Genomic DNA, 18,747 nt, shown 5'->3' on the forward strand with positions numbered 1-18,747 from the left:
TTCCCCGCCCGAGCATACTCGATGGAGCGGACAGGCAGGTCGGTCTGGCCGAGGAGGGTGAAGAGTGGAACCCCGCAAGCGATCACAGCGCGCTGTCGTTCTCCTGTCGGGTGGACTGGACAGCACGACACTGGCCTATTTGCTCGATGCCTACGGCTTCGTGCTCTACGGGCTCTCCTTCCGCTATGGTCAGCGCCACGAACGGGAACTGGAAGCAGCGCGAGCCATCGCGGAGAAACTCCGTTTCGCCGAACATCGGGTCGTCACGATCGATCTCGCGCAGTGGGGCGGGTCGTCTCTCGTCGGTTCGGGAGAGATACCCAGGCAGCCGACGAGCGGAATCCCCTCCACCTACGTGCCGGTGCGCAACCTGGTCTTCCTCGCGATCGCCCATGCCTATGCGGAAGCGATCGATGCCGATGCGGTCGCGATCGCGGTGAGTCAAGTCGACTACAGCGGGTACCCGGATTGTCGCGGAGAGTTCCTCGCCGCCTATCAGCAGGCAGCGGATCTGGCATCGCGGCGCTTCGTCGAAACGGGACGACGGATTCCGGTCTTGGCGCCGTTCCTCGATGTTCCCAAGTCAGCGATCGTCCGACTCGGTCTCCGGCTCGGTGTCGACTACGCCGAGACCTGGTCGTGCTACCGTGGCGGTGAGCGTCCCTGCCAGGAGTGCGATTCGTGCCGCTTGCGGGCCCAGGCGTTCGCGGAGGCAGGGGTGCCTGATCCCTTGCTCCAGCGCTGATTTCTGGTGCGTGGTACAACAAGGCCCGGTGCGAGGAGGGGAATCGCATGCCAGTTCAGCTCGTCTTGATCGGGCTTCCCCAGAGCGGAAAGACCACTGTCTTCAATGCTTTGACCGGTTTAAAGGCGGCGACCGGAACCTTCAGTGGTGCCGAGGACGAACCGAACCTGGCCACGGTCAAAGTGCCGGACCCGCGACTCGACGAACTCACACGGCTCTTCCGACCACGCCGGACTGTGCCAGCGGAGATCCAGTACTGGGATGTCGCTGGTCTGGCCAAGGGAATCCATGAGCGAGGACTCGGTGGGCGCCTGCTCGGGATTCTCCAGCAGGCCAGTGCGCTCGTCCATGTCGTCCGAGCCTTTCACGATCCAGCGGTCCCGCATCCAGAAGGATCGGTCGATCCGCTCCGCGACATCGCGACGATCGATATGGAGCTCCTCTTCACCGATCTCGCGATGGTCGACAAGCGACTGCAGCGGATCCGCTCCATGATCCCGAAGCTGCGCGGCCCGGAGCGAGAGGCGCACGAACGCGAAGGAGCAGTCTTGGAGCGTTTGCATCGTGCCCTGAGCGAGGGGAAGCCGATCCGGGCGATCGAACTCGAGCCGGACGAGGAAAAGCTGCTCCGCGGTTTCGGTTTCTTGACACAGAAACCCCTGCTCATTCTGCTCAATCTCGGGGAGGAGCGACTGGCCCAGGCGGAAGAACTTTTGGCGGCTGCCAGCCAGCACGTAAGCGGTCCCGGGGTTGCGGTCGAAGCGCTGCCGGGCAAGTTGGAGATGGAACTGGCTCAGCTCGCCCCAGAGGAGGCAGCTGCTTTCATGCAGGAACTCGGCATCGACGAGCCTGCCCGGAATCGCGTGATCCGGACCTCGTATCGGCTGCTGGGCCTCATCTCGTTCTTCACGGTTGGACCGGACGAAGTGCGTGCGTGGACTATCAAGCGCGGTGCCACAGCAGTCGAGGCTGCTGGTGCGATCCACAGTGACCTGGCGCAGGGTTTCATCCGAGCAGAAGTCGTGCACTACGAGGATCTCGTCCGCGTGGGTGGATTGACCGAAGCGCGGAAGGCTGGTCTGCTCCGCTTGGAGGGCCGGAACTACGTGGTGCAGGATGGCGACATCGTCCACATTCTCTTCAACGTCTGATCGCCGGGAGGGCGATGGCCGTGGATGTCGACCTTTCGCCGCGAACCAGCGGACTCCTGCCGCTGTGGCTGGTTGCCGGCGTGGGGTTGACCTGGCTGGTGGTGACGACCAGCCTGTGGCGACGGCGGTCGTGCTTTGCCGCCGAACTCGCGGCGCCGGGAGCACTCTTCCTCACCTGGGTCGCTTTCTTCTGGCGACCACTCCTGAGCGCTGCGCAGGTACCGCGCGGCGGTGGCGACCTGAATTCGTTCTTCTTCCCCCTCCATGCCTTCGCCGCGCGCGTCGTCCAGCAGGGGGAGATACCGTACTGGAACCCGACGCTGTTCAGCGGTTTGCCGCATTGGGCGAATTATCAGGCCGGCTTGCTCTACCCACCGAACTGGATCTTGTATCTCCTCGCGCGTCCCTTCAGCTACGGCGCTCTCGAACTCCTCGTGCTCGCTCAGTATCTCGTCGCCAGTTCTGGTGCCTATGCGCTCGCCCGGCTCGGGCTGAGACTCCCACGGATCGCGAGTCTCGTCGCGGGAATCGTCTTTCCGTATAGCGGATTTCTGGTTGCCCATCTCGGCCATTATTCGATGCTGGCTGCTGCGGTCTGGATTCCCTGGCTCTGGCTCGGGCTCGCCCGCAGCGTCGTCACGTCGCGTTGGCGCTGGAGCTTGTTGACGGCGAGCGCGACGTTCTTGCTCTGTACGGGTGGGCATCAGCAGACCGTTCTCTATGGTCTCAGCGCGAGCGCTCTCTGGTGGTTGGCCTGTTTCGTCCGCTGGCGCGCGGGAGAGTTGCTGGCGATCGCCGCTCGCCACCGCGCAGCGGAGCCCGTGGAGGTCTGGCAGCGTGCCGGAAGGCTTCTTGCGGACGCCGCGCGAAGTGGACTACCGGTCGCGAGCGGTGTGCTCACGGCATCGCCGGCGCTCCTTCCGTCCCTCGACCTGGCCCGGCGGTCGGTGCGGGCCGGTGGCCTGGGTTACGAACAAGCGAGCGAGTTCTCGCTCCAGCCGATCGCGCTCGTGAACTTCTTCTTGCCGCGGCTCTTCGGTGACAATCCCACGAACTGGTGGGGACCCTGGGCGAGCGGCGAAGTCTGGGCATATGCCGGGGTGGTGACGCTCTTTCTGGCGAGTCTGGCGCTCGCGCTCAGTCGAGAACCGCTCCGCTGGGCACTCGCCGGGATCGGACTGATCGCCTTGCTCCACGCGCTGGGGCCAGCGACACCGCTGCACGGCTGGGTGTATCGCTTCGTCCCGTTCGCGGATCTCCTCCGTGCACCAGCGCGCTCCCTCCTCTTCGTCGATCTCGTGCTGGCCCTGTTGAGTGCGCTCGGTCTGGCAGCGGCGCTCGAGCCTGGTGTCGTGTCCCCCTCGTTGCATCGTCGCTGGGAGCGCCGGCTTCTGCTCGTTCTCGCGGCGCTCGCCTTGTTCGCTGCTCCGCTCTTTCTCAACGCGATCGTGAGCGGTTCGTCACCACCGGAACGGGCTGTGCTGGCCCTGGAGGGGACGCTCATGCTCGTCCTTTGGCTCGGTCTGGCGACGCTCTGGTTCCGCGGTCTCCGAACGCGGTGGCCAGCGCCGCTCCTCGGCCTGGCTGGCGTGCTCCTCGTCGTCCTGGATCTCTTCAGCGCCACAGCACCGTTCAATCCGACTCCCGACGATCTCCTCGTCGACTTCCGGCATGCGGAGACAGTCGCGTTTCTCCGGCAAGCGAGTCGGGACGAGCCCTGGCGTCTTCTCTCGCTCACCATCCGCTGGCAGCCGAGCGCGGCGGCTGTGTACGGCCTGGAGGATGCGGGGGGACTCTTCGATCCGATGCAACCGGCCTCCATGGCGCGTGCACTGGAGTGCGTCCGAGCGCAACCCGCTCTCCCGCTCCTCGATCTCCTGAACGTCCGCTTCATACTGACTCGGCCAGAGAGTGGACCACTCGCCCCCCACTGGGAAGACCGCCTGCACACGTCGACTGGACTCGTGATCTGGGAGAACCGATCCGCTTTGCCGCGCGCCTGGTTGCGTGGTCGCGCCGAGGTGGCGAGCGTGGACGAAGCGCTCGATCGCGTCTGTCGCCCTGACTTCGACCCGCAGCAGGATCTCCTCCTCGCCGAACCGCTGCCACCAGCTGACCCGGGTGCGAGCGGGACCGTGCGTACTCGCTGGGATGGCCCCAATCGCTTGCTGCTCGATGTCCAGACGAGCGGCCCGGCGTACCTCGTCGTGGCGATCACAGCTGACCCCGGCTGGCGTGCTGCACTCGATGGCCGGTCGACTGCGGTCGTCACGGCAGACGGGCTCTACCAGGCGATCTGGGTGCCGGCGGGGCAGCATCGCGTCGAGTTCCGCTATCGTCCGCCATATCTCGAGTGGGGAATCGCTGGTGTGGCTGCGGGTGTGCTCCTGCTGACTCTCTTCCCGCTGCTGCACCGGTTGAGCCGGATTCGCGTCGCGCGGACTGCTGCCGCCTCGCTGTCCTCACCAGCTGACGAGCCATGATGCCTTCGCTGTGCCTGTGGCGAGTGGGTGCCCGACCGCAACGCGTGCGGGTACGCTCTCCGTGGTGATCTTCTCGCTCCCGCGTCGATGTGGCGGTAGAGCGCAACCGATCGCTGTTTTGTCCAGGCGATCAGGCAAGCTTTCTGCCTACCAGCCCGGAGCGTGCCCGGCGAGTTGACACGCGAACGGCTTACCCTCGTGCCTTGACGCCATAGGATCGGCGGAGGCTCGCGACAGCGTCGGGACCGATCCGATGCAATTCCAGTCCAGCGCTCCGGGCTGTCACCACCATGCGGCAGAGAAACTCGAGCACCTCGACTCGCCGGAATGCATCGAGCGGAGACTCGCCGACGGTGACCACGCCGTGATTCGCCATGATGACGACCGAGCGCTCTTTGCCGAGCGCCTCGGCGACAGCCCGAGCCAACTCGTCAGTGCCAGGCTGAATGTAGGGTACCCGAGCGATTTCACCGAGGTACAACGCTGTTTCAGGAACGATATCGGTCGGGAGTTCCAGGTCGGTGCACGCGACGAGCGTCGTGTAGAACGGAGAAAGATGGATCACGCAGCGCACATCGGGACGTGCCTGGTAGATGCGTCGGTGCAGCTGAATCTCGGTGGAGGCCTCCGGCGGCTCGTCCCGTTCGCCCTGGAGCGGGGCGAGAACGAAATCTTGCGAGTCGAGTTGGTCGAGGGCGGTTCCTCGCATGGTGATGAGGAAGTGCGACTCGCTGCGCCGCAGGCTCAGGTTACCGCCAGTCCCCCACAGGTACCCGCGACTCCCCGCCAGCCGACCGAGTGCGATGAGACTCTGATGTGGGACGAGCTCGACTGGCATTCGCCTCTCCTGTCTGTCATCGTCACGTGTTCGCGAGGATCTCGCGCATCAAGTCGGCTATCTCAGCCGGTCGCTCCGCGACGTGCACGCCAGCTGCCTCTAGTGCGGCGATCTTCTCGGCAGCTGTTCCCCGCCCGCCGCTGATGATCGCTCCGGCGTGTCCCATGCGTCGACCGGGCGGGGCCGTGCGCCCGGCGATGAAGCCGACGACAGGCTTGGTCACCTGCTCCCGGATATAGGCTGCGGCTGCTTCCTCGTCGGCTCCGCCGATCTCACCGATGAGCACGATGGCGCGTGTCTCTGGATCGTTCTCGAACAGCTCGAGCACATCAACGAAGGAGGTCCCGATGATCGGATCGCCGCCGATGCCGACGGCCGACGATTGGCCGATGCCTGCGCGTGTCAGTGCCCAGACGACTTCGTACGTAAGCGTTCCACTGCGCGAGACGATACCGACTGGCCCGGGCGTGTGGATGAATCCCGGCATGATGCCCACCTTGGCCTTGCCCGGCGAGATCAGTCCCGGGCAATTGGGGCCGATGAGCCGCACGCCGCGCTGACGGACGGCGTGGTAAACCCGGAGCATTTCCAGAACTGGAATCCCCTCGGTGATGCAGACGATGAGCGGGATGCCAGCATCGGCCGCCTCGAGGATCGCATCGGGAGCGAACGGCGCCGGAACAGCGATAAAAGAGACATTGGGTTGGGTGGCAGCGACGGCATCGGTGACCGTATCGAACACTGGGACACCGTGCACGACTCGACCGCCGGCTCCCGGTGTGACGCCCGCTACAACTCTGGTCCCGTACTCGATCATCTGCCCGGTGTGGAACGAGCCTTCCTTCCCGGTGATTCCTTGCACCAGCAACCGCGTCGACTCGTCGACCAGGATCGCCATCTCCCGCCCCCGCCTCACTGACCTTGCGCGAGTGCCACGGCTCGCTGCGCTGCTTCTTCCATCGTGTCCACGACCGTGAAACCAGCTTCCTCGAGCAGGCGACGCCCCTCCTCCTGGCGCGTTCCGACGAGACGGATCACCATCGGCACGCGAACCTCGACTTGGCGCAGGGCCTCGAGAATCCCTTGTGCCACCACATCGCCGCGCGTGATGCCCCCGAAGATATTGACCAGAATGGCGCGGACGTTGGGATCAGCGACGACGATCCGCAAAGCCGCCGCCACCCGCTGCGCCGAGGCTCCTCCACCGATGTCCAGGAAATTCGCTGGCTCCCCACCGTACAGTTTGATGGCGTCCATCGTCGCCATGGAGAGCCCTGCTCCATTGACGATGCACCCGACGGTCCCGTTCAGGCGCACGAAGCTGATCCCTGCCAGCCGGGCTTCCCGCTCCAGCGGGTCTTCCTCCTCGGGGTCGCGGAGTTCGGCCAGATCCGGATGCCGGAACAATCCGTTGTCGTCGAGCACGACCTTGGTATCGAGGGCGAGCCAGGAGCGATCCTGTGTGAGGACCAGCGGATTGATCTCCGCCAGCGAAGCATCGTTGTCGACGAAAGCGCGGTAGAGTTGCCGAGCGATCGTCGCGAAACCCCGCACCAGGTCCGGTTCGATGCCGAGCCGGAAGGCGAGCCGCCGCGCCTGGAAGTCGAGGAAACCGAGGAAGGGATCAGCCTGCTCGCGGACGATCGCGGTCGGGCGTTCGCGGGCGACTTCCTCGATATCGACACCGCCCGCGCTGCTCGCCATCACCACGATGCGACGACTATCGCGATCGAGCACAGCCCCCAGGTAATACTCCCGCTCGAAGGCGACTGCTGGCGCAACCAGCACTTTGCGGACGATCCGCCCGCGAATCTCCATACCGAGGATCTGCCGGGCAACAGCCTCGGCCTGGACTGGATCATCGGCCAGGCGGATTCCACCGGCTTTGCCGCGACCTCCGGCGTGGACCTGCGCTTTCACCACGACCCGGCCGCCCAACTGTTCGGCTGCAGCGCTGGCTTCCTCTGGAGTCCGGGCCACGATCCCACGGTTGACCGGAATCCCATACCGTGCAAAAAGTTCTGCTGCTTGATATTCGTGGAGATCCATCGCCCCGCCTTCCGACTCGACTACCGCGCCGATCATACCACGTGGCGTCACCGTTTTCGGCGCGCGTTCGCCATGACTGAAAAGGTGGTCTCGCCCCCTGGTGCCGATCCGTACTCCCTCGCTCGGCTGTCATGGCGACAGTATCCAGTGCGCGATCGGTCTTGCCGGAAGAAAGAGGCAACGAGGGTCCGTCCCCAGCGTGGTCGGTGAGTAAGACAGCTGGCTGCTTGGGCGATCGCCGGTAGCCACGATCGACGACCAGTAGGGGCAGCACGATCTGCCGTGGGACGCAAAGCAGAGTGCGTTCCGGTGACGTGGCTCCCCCCGGTGACCGGATGAGCGATGCCGGATCGCTCGATTGACTCCGCAACTATCCGGCGCCATGATCGACCTGCACGATCCGATGCCAGGGGAGGTGCAGCATGCCGGATTTTGACTATCAGACTGATGTCTTGGTCGTCGGCAGTGGCGGGGCGGGCCTGGTCGGTGCGCTGGTGGTGAAAGAGCATGGCTTCGAGCCGCTGGTGATCGAGAAGACCGCCTTCGTCGGTGGGACGACCGCCTGGTCAGGAGGAGGACTCTGGATCCCGAATAACCCAGTGAGTCGCCGAGCTGGCTTGCAGGACTCGTTCGAGAGTGCGCTGCGCTACATGGACGAGGTGATCGGTGACGTTGGACCGGCATCTTCGCCACAAAGACGACGAGCTTTTCTCGAGTTCGGGCCACAGATGGTCGAATTCCTCGAGCGCCTCGGATTCCGCTGGCGCGCGGCCGTTGGCTATCCGGATTACTACCCGGAAAAGCCGGGGGGATCGACCTTCGGCCGTGCGATCGAGGGGGCACTCTTCGACGGGCGGGAACTCGGACCCTGGCTGCCGCGTCTCCATCGGTATCCCAGCGTACCGAGCGTGCCGCTCCACACCAACGAAGCAGCGAAGTTCGCGCTCGCCTTGCGTACTCTGCAGGGGGCTGCGACCGCGGCTCGTGTTACCTGGCGCCTGTTCTCCTGGCGCCTGCGCGGGCGTGTCCCGCTCACGCTCGGTGCCTCGCTGGTCGGCCAGCTCCTCCGGCTGTGTGTGCAGCGGAGCATACCGATCTGGCTGGAAAGCCCGCTGGTCGAGCTCCTGGTCGACGATGGTGCTGTTGTCGGTGCGGTGGTGCAGCATCAGGGGCGGCGGGTACGCGTGCGGGCGCGTGGCGGCGTCCTGCTCGCTTCTGGCGGTTTCGCGCAGAACCGCGAAATGCGCGAACGTTATCACCCGCATCCGATCACGACTGAATGGACGAGCGCTCCGCCGAGCGACACCGGCGATGCGATCCGGGCTGCTCAGGCGATTGGGGCAGCACTCGCGCTCATGGACGATGCCTGGTGGGGTCCGACCGCCATCATGCCGAATGGACGACCGCTCTTCGTTCTCTGGGAGCGCTCCTTTCCTTTCAGCATCATCGTCGACTCCAGCGGGCAACGCTTCATGAACGAATCGGCTTCCTATGTCGACTGTGGCCATTGGCAGTACGAACGACACCGAACGATACCGGCGATTCCCGCTTGGCTGATCATCGACAGCAAGCATCGTCGCTTCTATCCCTTCGGATTCGTACCACCCATGATCACTCCGCGGTCGATGACGAGCGAGCGATTCCTCGTGCGGGCGAAGACCGTGCGTGAGCTGGCTCACCGCTGTGGCATCGATCCCGACGGGTTGGAGCGAACGATCGAGCGGTTCAATCGGATGGCTCTCGTCGGACGCGATGAGGATTTCCACCGTGGCGAAAGTGCCTACGATCGGTTCTACGGTGATCCGCGAGTCCGGCCCAATCCCAACCTCGGCCCGCTCGACAAGCCGCCGTTTTATGCCACGGCCATCTATCCCGGTGATTTGGGAACGAAGGGTGGGTTGCTCACCGACGAGTGGGCACGCGTGCTGCGCGAAGACGGTCAACCGATCCTGGGCTTGTATGCGGCGGGGAACACGACCGCTTCCGTGATGGGCCGGACCTATCCAGGGCCCGGCTCGACGATCGGTCCAGCCTGCACCTTCGCCTATATCGGGATGCTGCATGCGGTGAGACAGCTCAGCGATGCGTTGGCGACGGGGCGATGAAGCGAGGGGCGCTGAAGCGAAATGGCCGCTCGACCGAACAGGTGTGCTGTCCGCTTTCGCCGTAAGAGACGTTTCGGTAGAGCTTCGTCTGGGTTCTCGTTTGGATGAAGGCTTCGCCGATCGCCTCTTGACAGGTGAGCTAAACAGCTTACACTGGAAAATAGAGAACCCCACGAAGGAAGAGCCGCGGTGCAGTGAGGGAGGTGCGGCATGTGGAAGCCGGAGCCGAGTCTCGCTGACTTGCGGTACACCGTTGAGAAGGCTGGTCTCTCCCCAGAGAAGCTGCTCGCGGCGTACCGCCAGATGTGCCTGATTCGTTCCTTCGAGGAAACGATCGCTGACCGCTATTACATCGGGAAGACTCCGCAATTCAACATGGCGGCCGGGCCGATCCGTGGCGAGATGCATCTCGCGGTCGGCCAGGAGGCGGTGGCAGTCGGAGTCGGCATGCACCTGCGGGAACCCGATGCGGTCGTCAGCACGCACCGGCCGCATCATCATGCACTCGCCAAAGGAGTTCCGGCCGACAAGCTGGCTGCCGAGATCTTCGGCAAGGTGACCGGTTTGTGCCGGGGCAAGGGCGGGCATATGCATCTCTTCGATGCCGAGCACCGCTTCTCCTGCAGCGGTATTGTCGGGGCTTCCTTCCCGCAAGCCGCTGGTGCGGCATTCGCGTTCCGCCACCGTGGCGAACCGCACGTGGCGGTTGCTTTCGCCGGGGAGGGAGCAGCCAATCATGGGACGCTGGCCGAGACGCTCAACGCAGCGGTCCTCTGGCGCTTGCCGCTCGTCATCGTGATCGAGGACAACATGTATGCCGATTCGACACCGAAGTGGCAGGCGCTCGCTCAACCGCATCAGTTCCAGCGCGCTCTCGGCTTCAATGTTCCCTCCTACCTGGTCGATGGCATGGACCTCATCGACGTCTGGCGGGCAGCCAAGGATGCTGTCGAGCGTGCCCGTGCCGGGTATGGCCCCAGTCTCATCGAGGCAGTGTGCTATCGCTACCGCGGCCACTTCGAGGGGGATGGCGAAGAGTATCGGACACGCGAAGAAGTCGAGCGATGGCGCCAGCTCGACCCGATCCCGCGACTGGCGGAGCGGCTCAAGCGACTCGGTTGGGCCGATGACACGACGCTCGAGCGGCTGCGGCGAGAGGCCGAGGAAGAGGTGGCGCGAGCCGTTGCCTTCGCCGAGCAGAGCCCATTGCCGGATCCGCAGGAAGCGCTGGTGGGGGTGTTCCGATGACGCGGACGATGAAAGGGATAGCCTTCGCGATCGCCGAAGCGATCGATCAGGAAATGGCTGAGCGGCCGGACATCGTCGTCCTCGGTGAGGACGTCACCTACTGGGGCGCGGTGTTCGGCTTCACGTTGGGTCTGTATCAGAAGTACGGTCGCGATCGCGTGATCGATACACCGATCACCGAGCAAACGTTCTTCGGCATGGCAGCTGGCGCAGCATCGGTCGGGATGCATCCGGTCGTCTCGCTCATGTTCGTCGACTTTCTCGGGGCTGGTTTCGACCAGATGTACAACCATATCGCCAAGAATCACTATATGTCCGGTGGCCAGTTCGCGATGCCTGTCACCATTCTCACCGCGATCGGTGGTGGGTACGGCGATGCTGCTCAGCACTCGCAGGTACTCTATGGACTCTTTGCCCATGTGCCGGGCTTCAAGGTGGTTGTCCCCGCGACCGCCTACGATGCCAAGGGGCTCACGATCAGTGCGCTGCGTGACTCGAACCCGGTCGTCATCTTCGGACACAAGCTGTTGACTGGCCTACCCTTCCTTCCCTTCGAGGGCCAAGAGGAAGAGGTACCGGAGGAGCGCTATACCATCGAGTTCGGCAAGGCTGCGGTACGCCGGGAGGGGAGCGATCTCACGATGATCGCGGCTGGCCTCATGGTGCATCGCTGCCTGCGGGCTGCCGAGGAATTGGCGCGCGACGGTATTTCGGCCGAGGTCATCGACCTGCGGACGCTCGTTCCGCTCGATAGCGAGACGCTCGTGACTTCTGCCCGCAAGACCGGGCGTGTACTCATCGTCGATGAGGATTACCAGAGCTACGGGATGACCGGCGAGATCGCCTTCCGCGTGCAAGCCGGTGCGCTCGATGCGCTCAAAGCGCCGATCCGTCGGCTGGCGGTTCCGGACGTTCCCATTCCCTTCTCGGAACCGCTCGAGAGCGCTGTTATTCCCAGTGTCGAGCGTATCGTCAACGAGGCGAAAACATTGCTCGCGGCTGGTGCGCGAGCCTGAGCGAGTCGGCACCAGTGGGCGCCGGGGAAAAGCATCCCCGGCGCCCGTTTTCGCTCTCTCAGCCTTCTCCTTCAGCTTGCTTGCGCTGCCTCGGGGGGACGGATCAGGAGCAAGGGGACTGTCCCCTCGCGGAGCAGCCGCTCGGCCACGCTGCCGAACACCACACGACTGAAGCCACTCCGACCATGCGTCGCCATCACGACGAGATCCGGCTGTCGCTCGCGCTCGAAGGCCAGGAGTTGTTCGGGTGCGATCCCTTCCAGAACATGGGTTTCGACCCGCAGACCCTCGCCCCGCAAGCGCTCGCCGAGTTCTTGCACATAACTCGTGGCGGCTTCGACGAGTTGCTGAGCTAACTGGTTCAGGACATCAGCTGAAGTCGGGGCACCGGCTGGGACACTGAGCAAGCTGTAGATCTCCGGCGTCTCGGCCACTCGTACGAGATGGATCGTCGCGTCGAACCGGCGTGCCAGTTCGCTCGCATAGGGAATCGCAGCTTCCGCCAGCGCTGAGCCGTCGACCGGTACGAGGATCGAGCGCACCACACCTGGCTCACGCTGTGGCATCGAGGAGCGGATCAGCAGGACGGGAGCACCGGCCCCGCGAACGACACGGTCAGCCACGCTCCCAAAGAGCCAACGCCCGATCCCGCTCCGCCCGTGTGTCGTCATCGCGATCGCGGGATCGTCGAGTTCGAGAACGAAATCGATGATCTCGGCTGCTGGATCGCCGTAGCGGACCGTGATGTCGGTCTCTCCCCCCAGCTGGCGTGCGACGCGCGCGAGGTAGTCACGTGCCTCCGCCGCGATCTCGGCCGGCGCATCGATATCGACCACTCGGACGAGGTAGAGCTTGGCCCCGAACCGCTCGCTGAGTGCCCGCCCGTACGGAAGCGCAGCTTCTGCCAGTTCCGATCCATCCAGTGGCACCACGACCGAGCGAATCATCGTATCCCCCTTCCCCACTGCTGTTCTGCCCGATGCCTCGCTTCTCCCGATCGGTGTCGCGCTCGCTCCATTGATCCCCGAGCAATTGCAGCCTACCACGCACGCGCTGAGCTGTCAGCATGCGCTATCATGCCGACAGGTCGGTGCGTCGGTTCAGCGCTGAGGAGGATGCCAGTGGCGGTTCGTCTTCCGGTCGAGGAACTGCAACGCTTCGTCACCGAAGTCTTTCTCCGCACGGGCCTCAGCGAGGAGGACGCGGCGATCAGTGCGGAGATCCTCGTGGCCGCTGACGTACGCGGATTCGATTCGCACGGTGTGGCGCGATTGGACTACTACGTCCGCCGGATCGAGGCTGGTGCAGTCAACCTGCGCCCGCGTTTTCACGCAGTGGCAGAGACACCGGCGACGATCGCCTTCGACGCCGACAACGGGATGGGCTTTCCGAGTGCCTACCGTGCGATGCGACGGTGCATCGAGAAAGCGCAGGAGAGCGGCTTGTGTCTGGCGACCGTGCGTCGCAGTAATCACTACGGGATCGCTGGCTACTATGCGACGATGGCGCTCGAGGTTCCTGGGATGATCGGCGTGTCGATGACCAATGCAACGCCGCTCGTCGTGCCACCGCACGCGCGCGATGCCTATCTCAGCACAGCACCGATCGCCTTCGCGATTCCGGCGGGCAAGGAGCGCCCACTCGTCTTCGACGGTGCGACCAGCACCGTTGCCTGGGGGAAGATCGAGATCGCACGGCGCAATCGCCAGCCGATTCCTCTCGGTTGGGCGCTCGACGCCGAGGGACGACCGACGACCGATCCGTTCGCCGCGCGCTTCTTGACGCCGCTCGGTGCATTCCCCGAACTGCGCAGCCACAAGGGGTATGCGCTGGCGCTGCTCGTCGAGGTCTTGTGTGGCCAACTGGCGGGTGGCGTGTGGGCCAAGTACGTGGGCGGCTCGCGCTCCGAGACGATCGGCCCTTCCAATACGGGTCATGCTTTCATGGCGATCCGCATCGACGCATTTCGCCCGCTCGAAGAGTTTTTGGCCGATATGGACGACATGCTCGGAGAACTGCGGCGTGCTCGTCCAACCGACGGTGCCGAGCGGGTCTTGGTGCCGGGTGATCTGGAAGCGGAAACGGAAGCTGAACGGCGAGCCAACGGTATTCCCGTGCATCCCGAGGTACTGGCGACACTCCGCGAGATCGCGACGCGCTACGGTGTGCCGCTGCCCGCCTGAGTAGGCCGCTTCCCGGCGAAGCACGGGAAACGAGCGCTTCTCGCTCAGGTGCTCGGCTCACTCGCTCTTGCGGCCACGCAGGGTGATCGCTTTGCCGAGGATCTCGCCCGTCACGACGATCATGACGAGCGAGAGCAATGACGCCACGGCCAAGACGACGAGCATGATGCCACCTTCCAACACCCGGTCCCACAAGGACCGTTGGTCAGCGAGATAACGTGCCCATGCGTCGACGAACCAAGACGAGAGGCGAGAGAGGCCTATAGCTGCACCAGCGGCAGCGAGGAGCGCCAGGATTCCCTCGAGGAGCAACCCGTAGCCCGTCGAGGACTCGCGACCCAGACTCGCAACTTCTGCGCGGACCGTGGCGAGTCCGAGTGATCCATTTGCGGTGTTCCCATTCCCCGGTGCTGGTTGCAAGCGACCGACGACGAAGAGTTCGCTGCCGATCGGAAGATATTCTTCCCAGACTTCGATCGAGCGGGCTGAAAATCCGGAGTCTTCCCAACTTGCGATCGTATCGCCGTGTCTTTGCCTCAGTTCCTCATAGCGTTGCCGCGCCCAATCCGGCGCCTCTTCGATCTTCCAGTTGGCGGCTTTCGACAACCAGTACCGGTGGGCGTCCGATGCGTCGACGAGTATCTGTCCTGTCCCGTCGTCGAGGACGATTTGGTTCAAGAAGGATTCCTCGTGACGTAGGAATCGGAACCGATCTTTCCAGAAGACGCTTCTCGCCCAGGTGACCGTGATTGTCCTCTTACCGGCAGCAGCCATCGTGTCGGTCAGGAGCATGCGTTCTGCCGTTGCACGTTTCGCTTGCCCTCGTAGTTCGACCAACCGGTCGAATGGGCCTGTCAGGACTGTCCCGATCGGCTCGGTAGAGAGACGACGGATCCGCCGAAATCCTCGCAGGCGTTCGAAGCTGACCCAGAAACCGAAAACGGTCACCAGGAACAGTGATCCGGTCGTGGCGAGTGCCAGCAACGCATCGAACCAGGGATCGCACGTCGGACCACACGTTTGGGCGAGGATCAGAAAAAGTCCTGGTTCCATGCGACTCCACATCCCGCTGCATCCAGATCCGCGCGACTCCCGTACTCTCCCCTGTCGCGTGTGCTCACGGCCAGCGCTGGCGGTCCCAGCATTCCGGGCACTGGTAGGAGACGTACTCCACCGTCTCAAGCAAGTCGAGTTGGTCTGGGAGGTCGTGCTGGTCTCCCGTTCGCCAGATCTCCCAAACGGTTCCCGTGTCGTCGGTCACGATGACGGCTGCGACGGGTCGTCCCGCTCCGTCGAGGAGACCGAAACGGCGATGCAGCTCCTCTCCCTCGGTCAGGAGGAGCGGAAAGGGTGGCGGTTCATCACCGGGCCAGTGGACTGCCAGTGTCCGGCCGAGCGGGATGATCGCCAGGAGCTGACTCCGGGCTCGGGCGATCTCATCGGCGAGAGAACTGATCCGGCGGAGGTAGGCGAGGCAATCAGCACATGGCCACTCGTGCAGGAAAACGAGCACGAGACCGCGGCGCAAGTAGAAGCGACGCGTCTCGATGCGCCTCCCACCCAGATCCTCGAGGGTGAAATCGACGATCCGGTCACCGACAGCGATCATCGGGTCGGTCACCGATGGAAATGACTCACTGTTCTCTCCGGCGATGATACTCGGACTCCGCCGCCGGTTGCCAGTTCGCTTGCACTTGTTCGGTGGCTCCATCGGGGTGAGCTTCCGCTGGCGTCGCGGCGTCGCGTGCCAGCGTACTCCAGTGCGCCTCGTCGTGTGCGGCTGCGATCGCTCGCCCGCGAGCGAGTTCGCCCCCGAACAGAGGTCCTACCCCGTAGGTGCAGCCGGAACGGGCCAGCGCAACGAAGACTGCGAACTCGTCGACGTCGTCGGCGAGGCTGAGAAGCGACAGATCCTCGGTAACCCGGAGCAACGCGTGGGTCAGGACCGCTGCTCGCGGATCCACGAAAAAGGAGCGGACGAATCCCCGAGGGATCCGGATGCCAGCACGCGGCAGTGACAAAACCGGCTCGATCCCTTCCGGCGTGAGCACTGGATCGCGCACGAGGATGCCGACTCCTTCTGACGAGACTGCCTGGAGTGCCTGCCGGTCGCGCGGCATGCGCAGCAGCGATGTGGGGAGATCGAGCCAGAGCCGTTTTTGGTCACGCGCCAGCTCGTCCAGGGGCTCGCGCAAGATCTTCACAACCTCGTCTGCCAGGAGCGCTCGCTGGGGAAAGCGCAGGACGACGAGCGAGCGCTTCGGCATCTCGCGCAGCCAGTCGAGGCATTCCTGGATGCCGCGGAGAGCGAGGAGCTCAGCGACGCCGGTGCGCTCAGCCAACGCTGCCAGCTCTTCTCCCCGGTAGGTCCCGTGCTGGGGATCGCTCCATTCGGGAACGAGTTCGACACCCGCGACCCGACCGGTCCGGAGGTGGATGACGGCTTGCGCTGCGAAACGGATGGAGCCGGTTTCGCAAGCGGTGCGGAGTGCCTCGCTGAGGATGACGAGTTGCGTCGTTTCCTCTGCGAGTTCAGGAGAGAACAGGACGACGCGTCCTTTGCCCCGTCGCTTGGCCTCGTAGAGAGCGAGGTCGGCTGCCCGCAGTATCTCGGTGGTATCGCAGGGCCGACCATCGCAGAACGCGATGCCTACACTGCCACCGAGATGGATCGTCTGCCCGTCGATGCGGAACGGGTGGGTGAGGGCCACCAGGATCCGGTTGGCCAGTTCGCGCGCTCCTTCTGTATCCTGCACGCGGGCGAGGACGAGGAACTCATCGCCACCGAGTCGTCCCACTAGGTCGTCCTGGCGGACGCTGCGCCGAAGGCGCTGGGCGACCTCGCGCAAGAGGGCGTCTCCGACCAAATGCCCGAACGTGTCGTTCACCGCTTTGAAACCATCGAGATCGATCAACAGGGCGGCGAATGGCTCGCCCGCGCGGGCCACGTGATCCAAATGCGCCAACAGCGAGGCGCGGTTCGCGATGCCCGTCAGCTCGTCGGTCGTGGCGAGCCGCTCCAGTTGCTCGCGTGTTCGCACCTCGTCGGTGCTGTCGAAGGCGATTCCGATGACGCCGGTGATCCGACCATCTGGATCGCGCAATGGTTCGAGGCGGACGCGGAAGCAGCGGTCGTGCCAGGAGAACTCGTACTCTTGCGGCTCCCCGGCCAGCGCGAGCCGGTGAGCGCGGATCACGAGATGATCAGGGTCGCTGGTGCCGAGGTACTCGAACAGCGTTTGCCCGACGACCTGGCCTGGCCGGAGACCGAGATGTGCCAACCCCGCTCCCTCACTCGAGGTGAAGACGAGATCACGATCGACAGTCCACACGACGGCGGGCAGCTGCCGAAGGAGCACCTGTAGCCGGGCCTCTCGTTCGGCCAGCAGCCGCTCGATCGTGCGGCGCTCGTCGATCTCGTCACGGAGTTCCGCGCTCAAGGCACGCAGGCGCTGGTTGGCTTGTGCTGTGCGCCAGCCGACGGCGAGCGCGAGTGCTGTTGCCAGCGTCGCCAGCAAGCCCGCGGCACCGACGACGAGCGGAAGCGGACTGAGCAGCGGCTGCACCCGTGCTGTCCCGAGCTGGGTGCGGAGACGCAGGACACCGAATCCCACCTCATTCGACGGTACCCGCACCGTGAGCGGCTTGACCCGTGGGTCGCCTCGTCCGCTGCCAAGAAGCAGGTCGCCGTTCAGGTAGAGGGTGAGCGCAACGTCACGGTCGGTCGCTGCCCGAACCACTGGAGCGAAGAATCGCTCAGGGTCGATCACCGCGCGGATCTGCCCGGTGGGTGTCCACCACTCGGCGAGCAGCCCCGGACGCCCGTCCGGTAGGACGATCCGCAAGAGCGCGGCCCCGTCGATCGGTCCGGCCAGCCCGGGCGACTGCTGTGCCAGGGTTGCCAGTTCCTCGTCTTGGTGGGCAACTCCTGGTGCAACGAAGAGCGTCTCGCGCTCGCGCGGATTCGTTCGACCGTACCAGAGGAGCCCAGGGGCATCGCGGTCGTCGACGGTAGCATGTTGCTCAGGGATGGGTCGGAGGCGTGCCAGGCGGTTATCGAGCAGTGCGCCGAGTTGGTTGGCTGCTGCCAACCCTTCCGTCCGTGCCTGATCCGCGAGCGCGGCGTGTTGCCAACGTTGGAGCGTCGCAACCGTGACAGCCGTGACGAGCAACCCGGTCGCGAGTGCTGCCCAGGGTGCCCAACGCAGGGGCGAGCGTCCGGCCGCGTGATCGCTCTGTACCGCAACGAGGTGGGCTAATAGGCTCGCCAACGCCAGGAGGAGAATCGTTAGAAGGGACGACCTGGTGGAAAGTGCTTCGGTGACCAGGCGAAGCGGGACGAGCTCTGCCACGAGGAGCGTGAGCCAGACGCTCGCAGCGAGCGTCGCGCTCACGCCGGCGAGGCAGATGCTGCGCGGTCGCCGAGCGAACAGCGAGGCGATACTGCTCAGGCCGAGCGAGGCGAGTCCGAGCGCAGGGAGTGCGGCGAGGACAAAATCATCCGGGGAGCGCTGCGCCAGGTCGAGAGCAGCAGTGGCGGTGAGCGCAAGCGTGCTGCTGCCGGCGAGGAGACGAGCGAGCTGCCGCGTCCTGGCGGGCACTCGGGGGGCGAGCGAGAAGCCGTGACCGATCACTGCGAGCAACGCGCCGACGAGCGCGACTGGCGCGCTGAGTGTTGCGTCTCGCGAAAACGCGACGATTCCGAGAATGCTCGCCAGTGCGAGCCCGCCGGCGAGCGTCACCCTGAGCGCCCGAGCTCGCTCGCTCGTATCCTCGGCCCGTGTTTCGTGGGTGTCGATCGACACTATCGATCCCATCGTCATCCGCCCAGCCCAGCGCCTTCTGACGGAAGAACGCATTGAGCACATCACTGGTTTCAGCTCGGCGACTGCTCGGTGTCGATTTCTGTCGTACCGCTGCGCGGCGAGT

General features: G+C 64.6%; 14 protein-coding genes. 7 read left to right on the plus strand and 7 right to left on the minus strand.

What is annotated here, in order from left to right; translation table 11 throughout:
• Positions 1-64: 64 nt before the first annotated feature.
• Genes queC through TRD_RS08410 form a run of 3 tightly spaced genes read left to right on the plus strand, consistent with a single transcriptional unit; the run spans position 65 to position 4,379 of the window.
• Positions 65-745, plus strand: a complete 681-nt coding sequence (queC, locus tag TRD_RS08400; protein WP_015922740.1) for a 7-cyano-7-deazaguanine synthase QueC — start codon at positions 65-67, stop codon at positions 743-745.
• 47 nt (positions 746-792) lie between these two features.
• Complete coding sequence (gene ychF / locus TRD_RS08405; RefSeq protein WP_015922741.1) at positions 793-1,896, plus strand: redox-regulated ATPase YchF; 1,104 nt, start codon at positions 793-795, stop codon at positions 1,894-1,896.
• Between the two features lie 14 nt (positions 1,897-1,910).
• Entirely contained in the window at positions 1,911-4,379 is a 2,469-nt protein-coding gene (locus TRD_RS08410) for a YfhO family protein (RefSeq protein WP_041436066.1), read from the plus strand.
• Positions 4,380-4,569: 190 nt separating this feature from the next.
• Here TRD_RS08410 and TRD_RS08415 read toward each other — a convergent pair whose 3' ends face one another.
• Genes TRD_RS08415 through sucC form a run of 3 tightly spaced genes read right to left on the minus strand, consistent with a single transcriptional unit; the run spans position 4,570 to position 7,266 of the window.
• Entirely contained in the window at positions 4,570-5,217 is a 648-nt protein-coding gene (locus tag TRD_RS08415; RefSeq protein WP_015922744.1) for a class II aldolase/adducin family protein, read from the minus strand.
• Positions 5,218-5,239: 22 nt separating this feature from the next.
• Positions 5,240-6,115: a succinate--CoA ligase subunit alpha gene (gene sucD / locus TRD_RS08420; RefSeq protein WP_015922745.1), complete on the minus strand. Its 876-nt coding sequence runs from the start codon at positions 6,113-6,115 to the stop codon at positions 5,240-5,242.
• Between the two features lie 14 nt (positions 6,116-6,129).
• Positions 6,130-7,266, minus strand: coding sequence for an ADP-forming succinate--CoA ligase subunit beta (gene sucC, locus TRD_RS08425; RefSeq protein WP_041437016.1), 1,137 nt, complete (start codon positions 7,264-7,266; stop codon positions 6,130-6,132).
• Between the two features lie 422 nt (positions 7,267-7,688).
• Here sucC and TRD_RS08430 point away from each other — a divergent pair, with 422 nt between their 5' ends.
• From TRD_RS08430 to TRD_RS08440, 3 genes are all read left to right on the plus strand, one after another.
• Entirely contained in the window at positions 7,689-9,371 is a 1,683-nt protein-coding gene (locus tag TRD_RS08430) for an FAD-binding protein (RefSeq protein ID WP_015922748.1), read from the plus strand.
• A gap of 210 nt (positions 9,372-9,581) precedes the next feature.
• On the plus strand, positions 9,582-10,619 hold the full coding sequence (locus TRD_RS08435) for a thiamine pyrophosphate-dependent dehydrogenase E1 component subunit alpha (protein ID WP_015922749.1): 1,038 nt from the start codon (positions 9,582-9,584) through the stop codon (positions 10,617-10,619).
• Positions 10,616-11,635 (plus strand): alpha-ketoacid dehydrogenase subunit beta, encoded by a 1,020-nt coding sequence (locus tag TRD_RS08440; protein WP_015922750.1) that lies wholly within the window; start codon positions 10,616-10,618, stop codon positions 11,633-11,635. Before TRD_RS08435 ends, TRD_RS08440 begins: the two co-directional genes overlap by 4 nt.
• A gap of 71 nt (positions 11,636-11,706) precedes the next feature.
• Here the strand turns inward: TRD_RS08440 and TRD_RS08445 are convergent, their stop codons facing one another.
• Positions 11,707-12,582, minus strand: coding sequence for a universal stress protein (locus tag TRD_RS08445; RefSeq protein ID WP_015922751.1), 876 nt, complete (start codon positions 12,580-12,582; stop codon positions 11,707-11,709).
• A gap of 168 nt (positions 12,583-12,750) precedes the next feature.
• On the opposite strand from TRD_RS08445, the gene TRD_RS08450 reads away from it, so the two are divergent.
• A complete protein-coding gene (locus TRD_RS08450) occupies positions 12,751-13,818 on the plus strand; it encodes an Ldh family oxidoreductase (protein WP_041436068.1) in 1,068 nt (355 codons plus the stop codon).
• 57 nt (positions 13,819-13,875) lie between these two features.
• Here the strand turns inward: TRD_RS08450 and TRD_RS08455 are convergent, their stop codons facing one another.
• From TRD_RS08455 to TRD_RS13735, 3 genes are all read right to left on the minus strand, one after another.
• On the minus strand, positions 13,876-14,871 hold the full coding sequence (locus TRD_RS08455; protein ID WP_015922753.1) for a hypothetical protein: 996 nt from the start codon (positions 14,869-14,871) through the stop codon (positions 13,876-13,878).
• 64 nt (positions 14,872-14,935) lie between these two features.
• Positions 14,936-15,427: a redoxin domain-containing protein gene (locus tag TRD_RS08460; RefSeq protein WP_169302293.1), complete on the minus strand. Its 492-nt coding sequence runs from the start codon at positions 15,425-15,427 to the stop codon at positions 14,936-14,938.
• Between the two features lie 25 nt (positions 15,428-15,452).
• Positions 15,453-18,635, minus strand: coding sequence for a diguanylate cyclase (locus TRD_RS13735; RefSeq protein ID WP_169302294.1), 3,183 nt, complete (start codon positions 18,633-18,635; stop codon positions 15,453-15,455).
• Between the last annotated feature and the right edge of the window lie 112 nt (positions 18,636-18,747).

This window comes from Thermomicrobium roseum DSM 5159 (genome assembly GCF_000021685.1).
Lineage (GTDB): Bacteria > Chloroflexota > Chloroflexia > Thermomicrobiales > Thermomicrobiaceae > Thermomicrobium > Thermomicrobium roseum.

What these genes read in the sequence shown, in the direction of transcription:
- ychF (WP_015922741.1), top strand. Translation starts at nt 793, where the DNA reads ATGCCAGTTCAGCTCGTCTTGATCGGGCTTCCCCAGAGCGGAAAGACC.
- TRD_RS08410 (WP_041436066.1), top strand. Translation starts at nt 1,911, where the DNA reads ATGGCCGTGGATGTCGACCTTTCGCCGCGAACCAGCGGACTCCTGCCG.
- TRD_RS08415 (WP_015922744.1), bottom strand. Translation starts at nt 5,217, where the DNA reads ATGCCAGTCGAGCTCGTCCCACATCAGAGTCTCATCGCACTCGGTCGG.
- sucD (WP_015922745.1), bottom strand. Translation starts at nt 6,115, where the DNA reads ATGGCGATCCTGGTCGACGAGTCGACGCGGTTGCTGGTGCAAGGAATC.
- sucC (WP_041437016.1), bottom strand. Translation starts at nt 7,266, where the DNA reads ATGGATCTCCACGAATATCAAGCAGCAGAACTTTTTGCACGGTATGGG.
- TRD_RS08430 (WP_015922748.1), top strand. Translation starts at nt 7,689, where the DNA reads ATGCCGGATTTTGACTATCAGACTGATGTCTTGGTCGTCGGCAGTGGC.
- TRD_RS08435 (WP_015922749.1), top strand. Translation starts at nt 9,582, where the DNA reads ATGTGGAAGCCGGAGCCGAGTCTCGCTGACTTGCGGTACACCGTTGAG.
- TRD_RS08440 (WP_015922750.1), top strand. Translation starts at nt 10,616, where the DNA reads ATGACGCGGACGATGAAAGGGATAGCCTTCGCGATCGCCGAAGCGATC.
- TRD_RS08445 (WP_015922751.1), bottom strand. Translation starts at nt 12,582, where the DNA reads ATGATTCGCTCGGTCGTGGTGCCACTGGATGGATCGGAACTGGCAGAA.
- TRD_RS08450 (WP_041436068.1), top strand. Translation starts at nt 12,751, where the DNA reads ATGCCAGTGGCGGTTCGTCTTCCGGTCGAGGAACTGCAACGCTTCGTC.
- TRD_RS08455 (WP_015922753.1), bottom strand. Translation starts at nt 14,871, where the DNA reads ATGGAACCAGGACTTTTTCTGATCCTCGCCCAAACGTGTGGTCCGACG.
- TRD_RS08460 (WP_169302293.1), bottom strand. Translation starts at nt 15,427, where the DNA reads ATGATCGCTGTCGGTGACCGGATCGTCGATTTCACCCTCGAGGATCTG.
- TRD_RS13735 (WP_169302294.1), bottom strand. Translation starts at nt 18,635, where the DNA reads ATGGGATCGATAGTGTCGATCGACACCCACGAAACACGGGCCGAGGAT.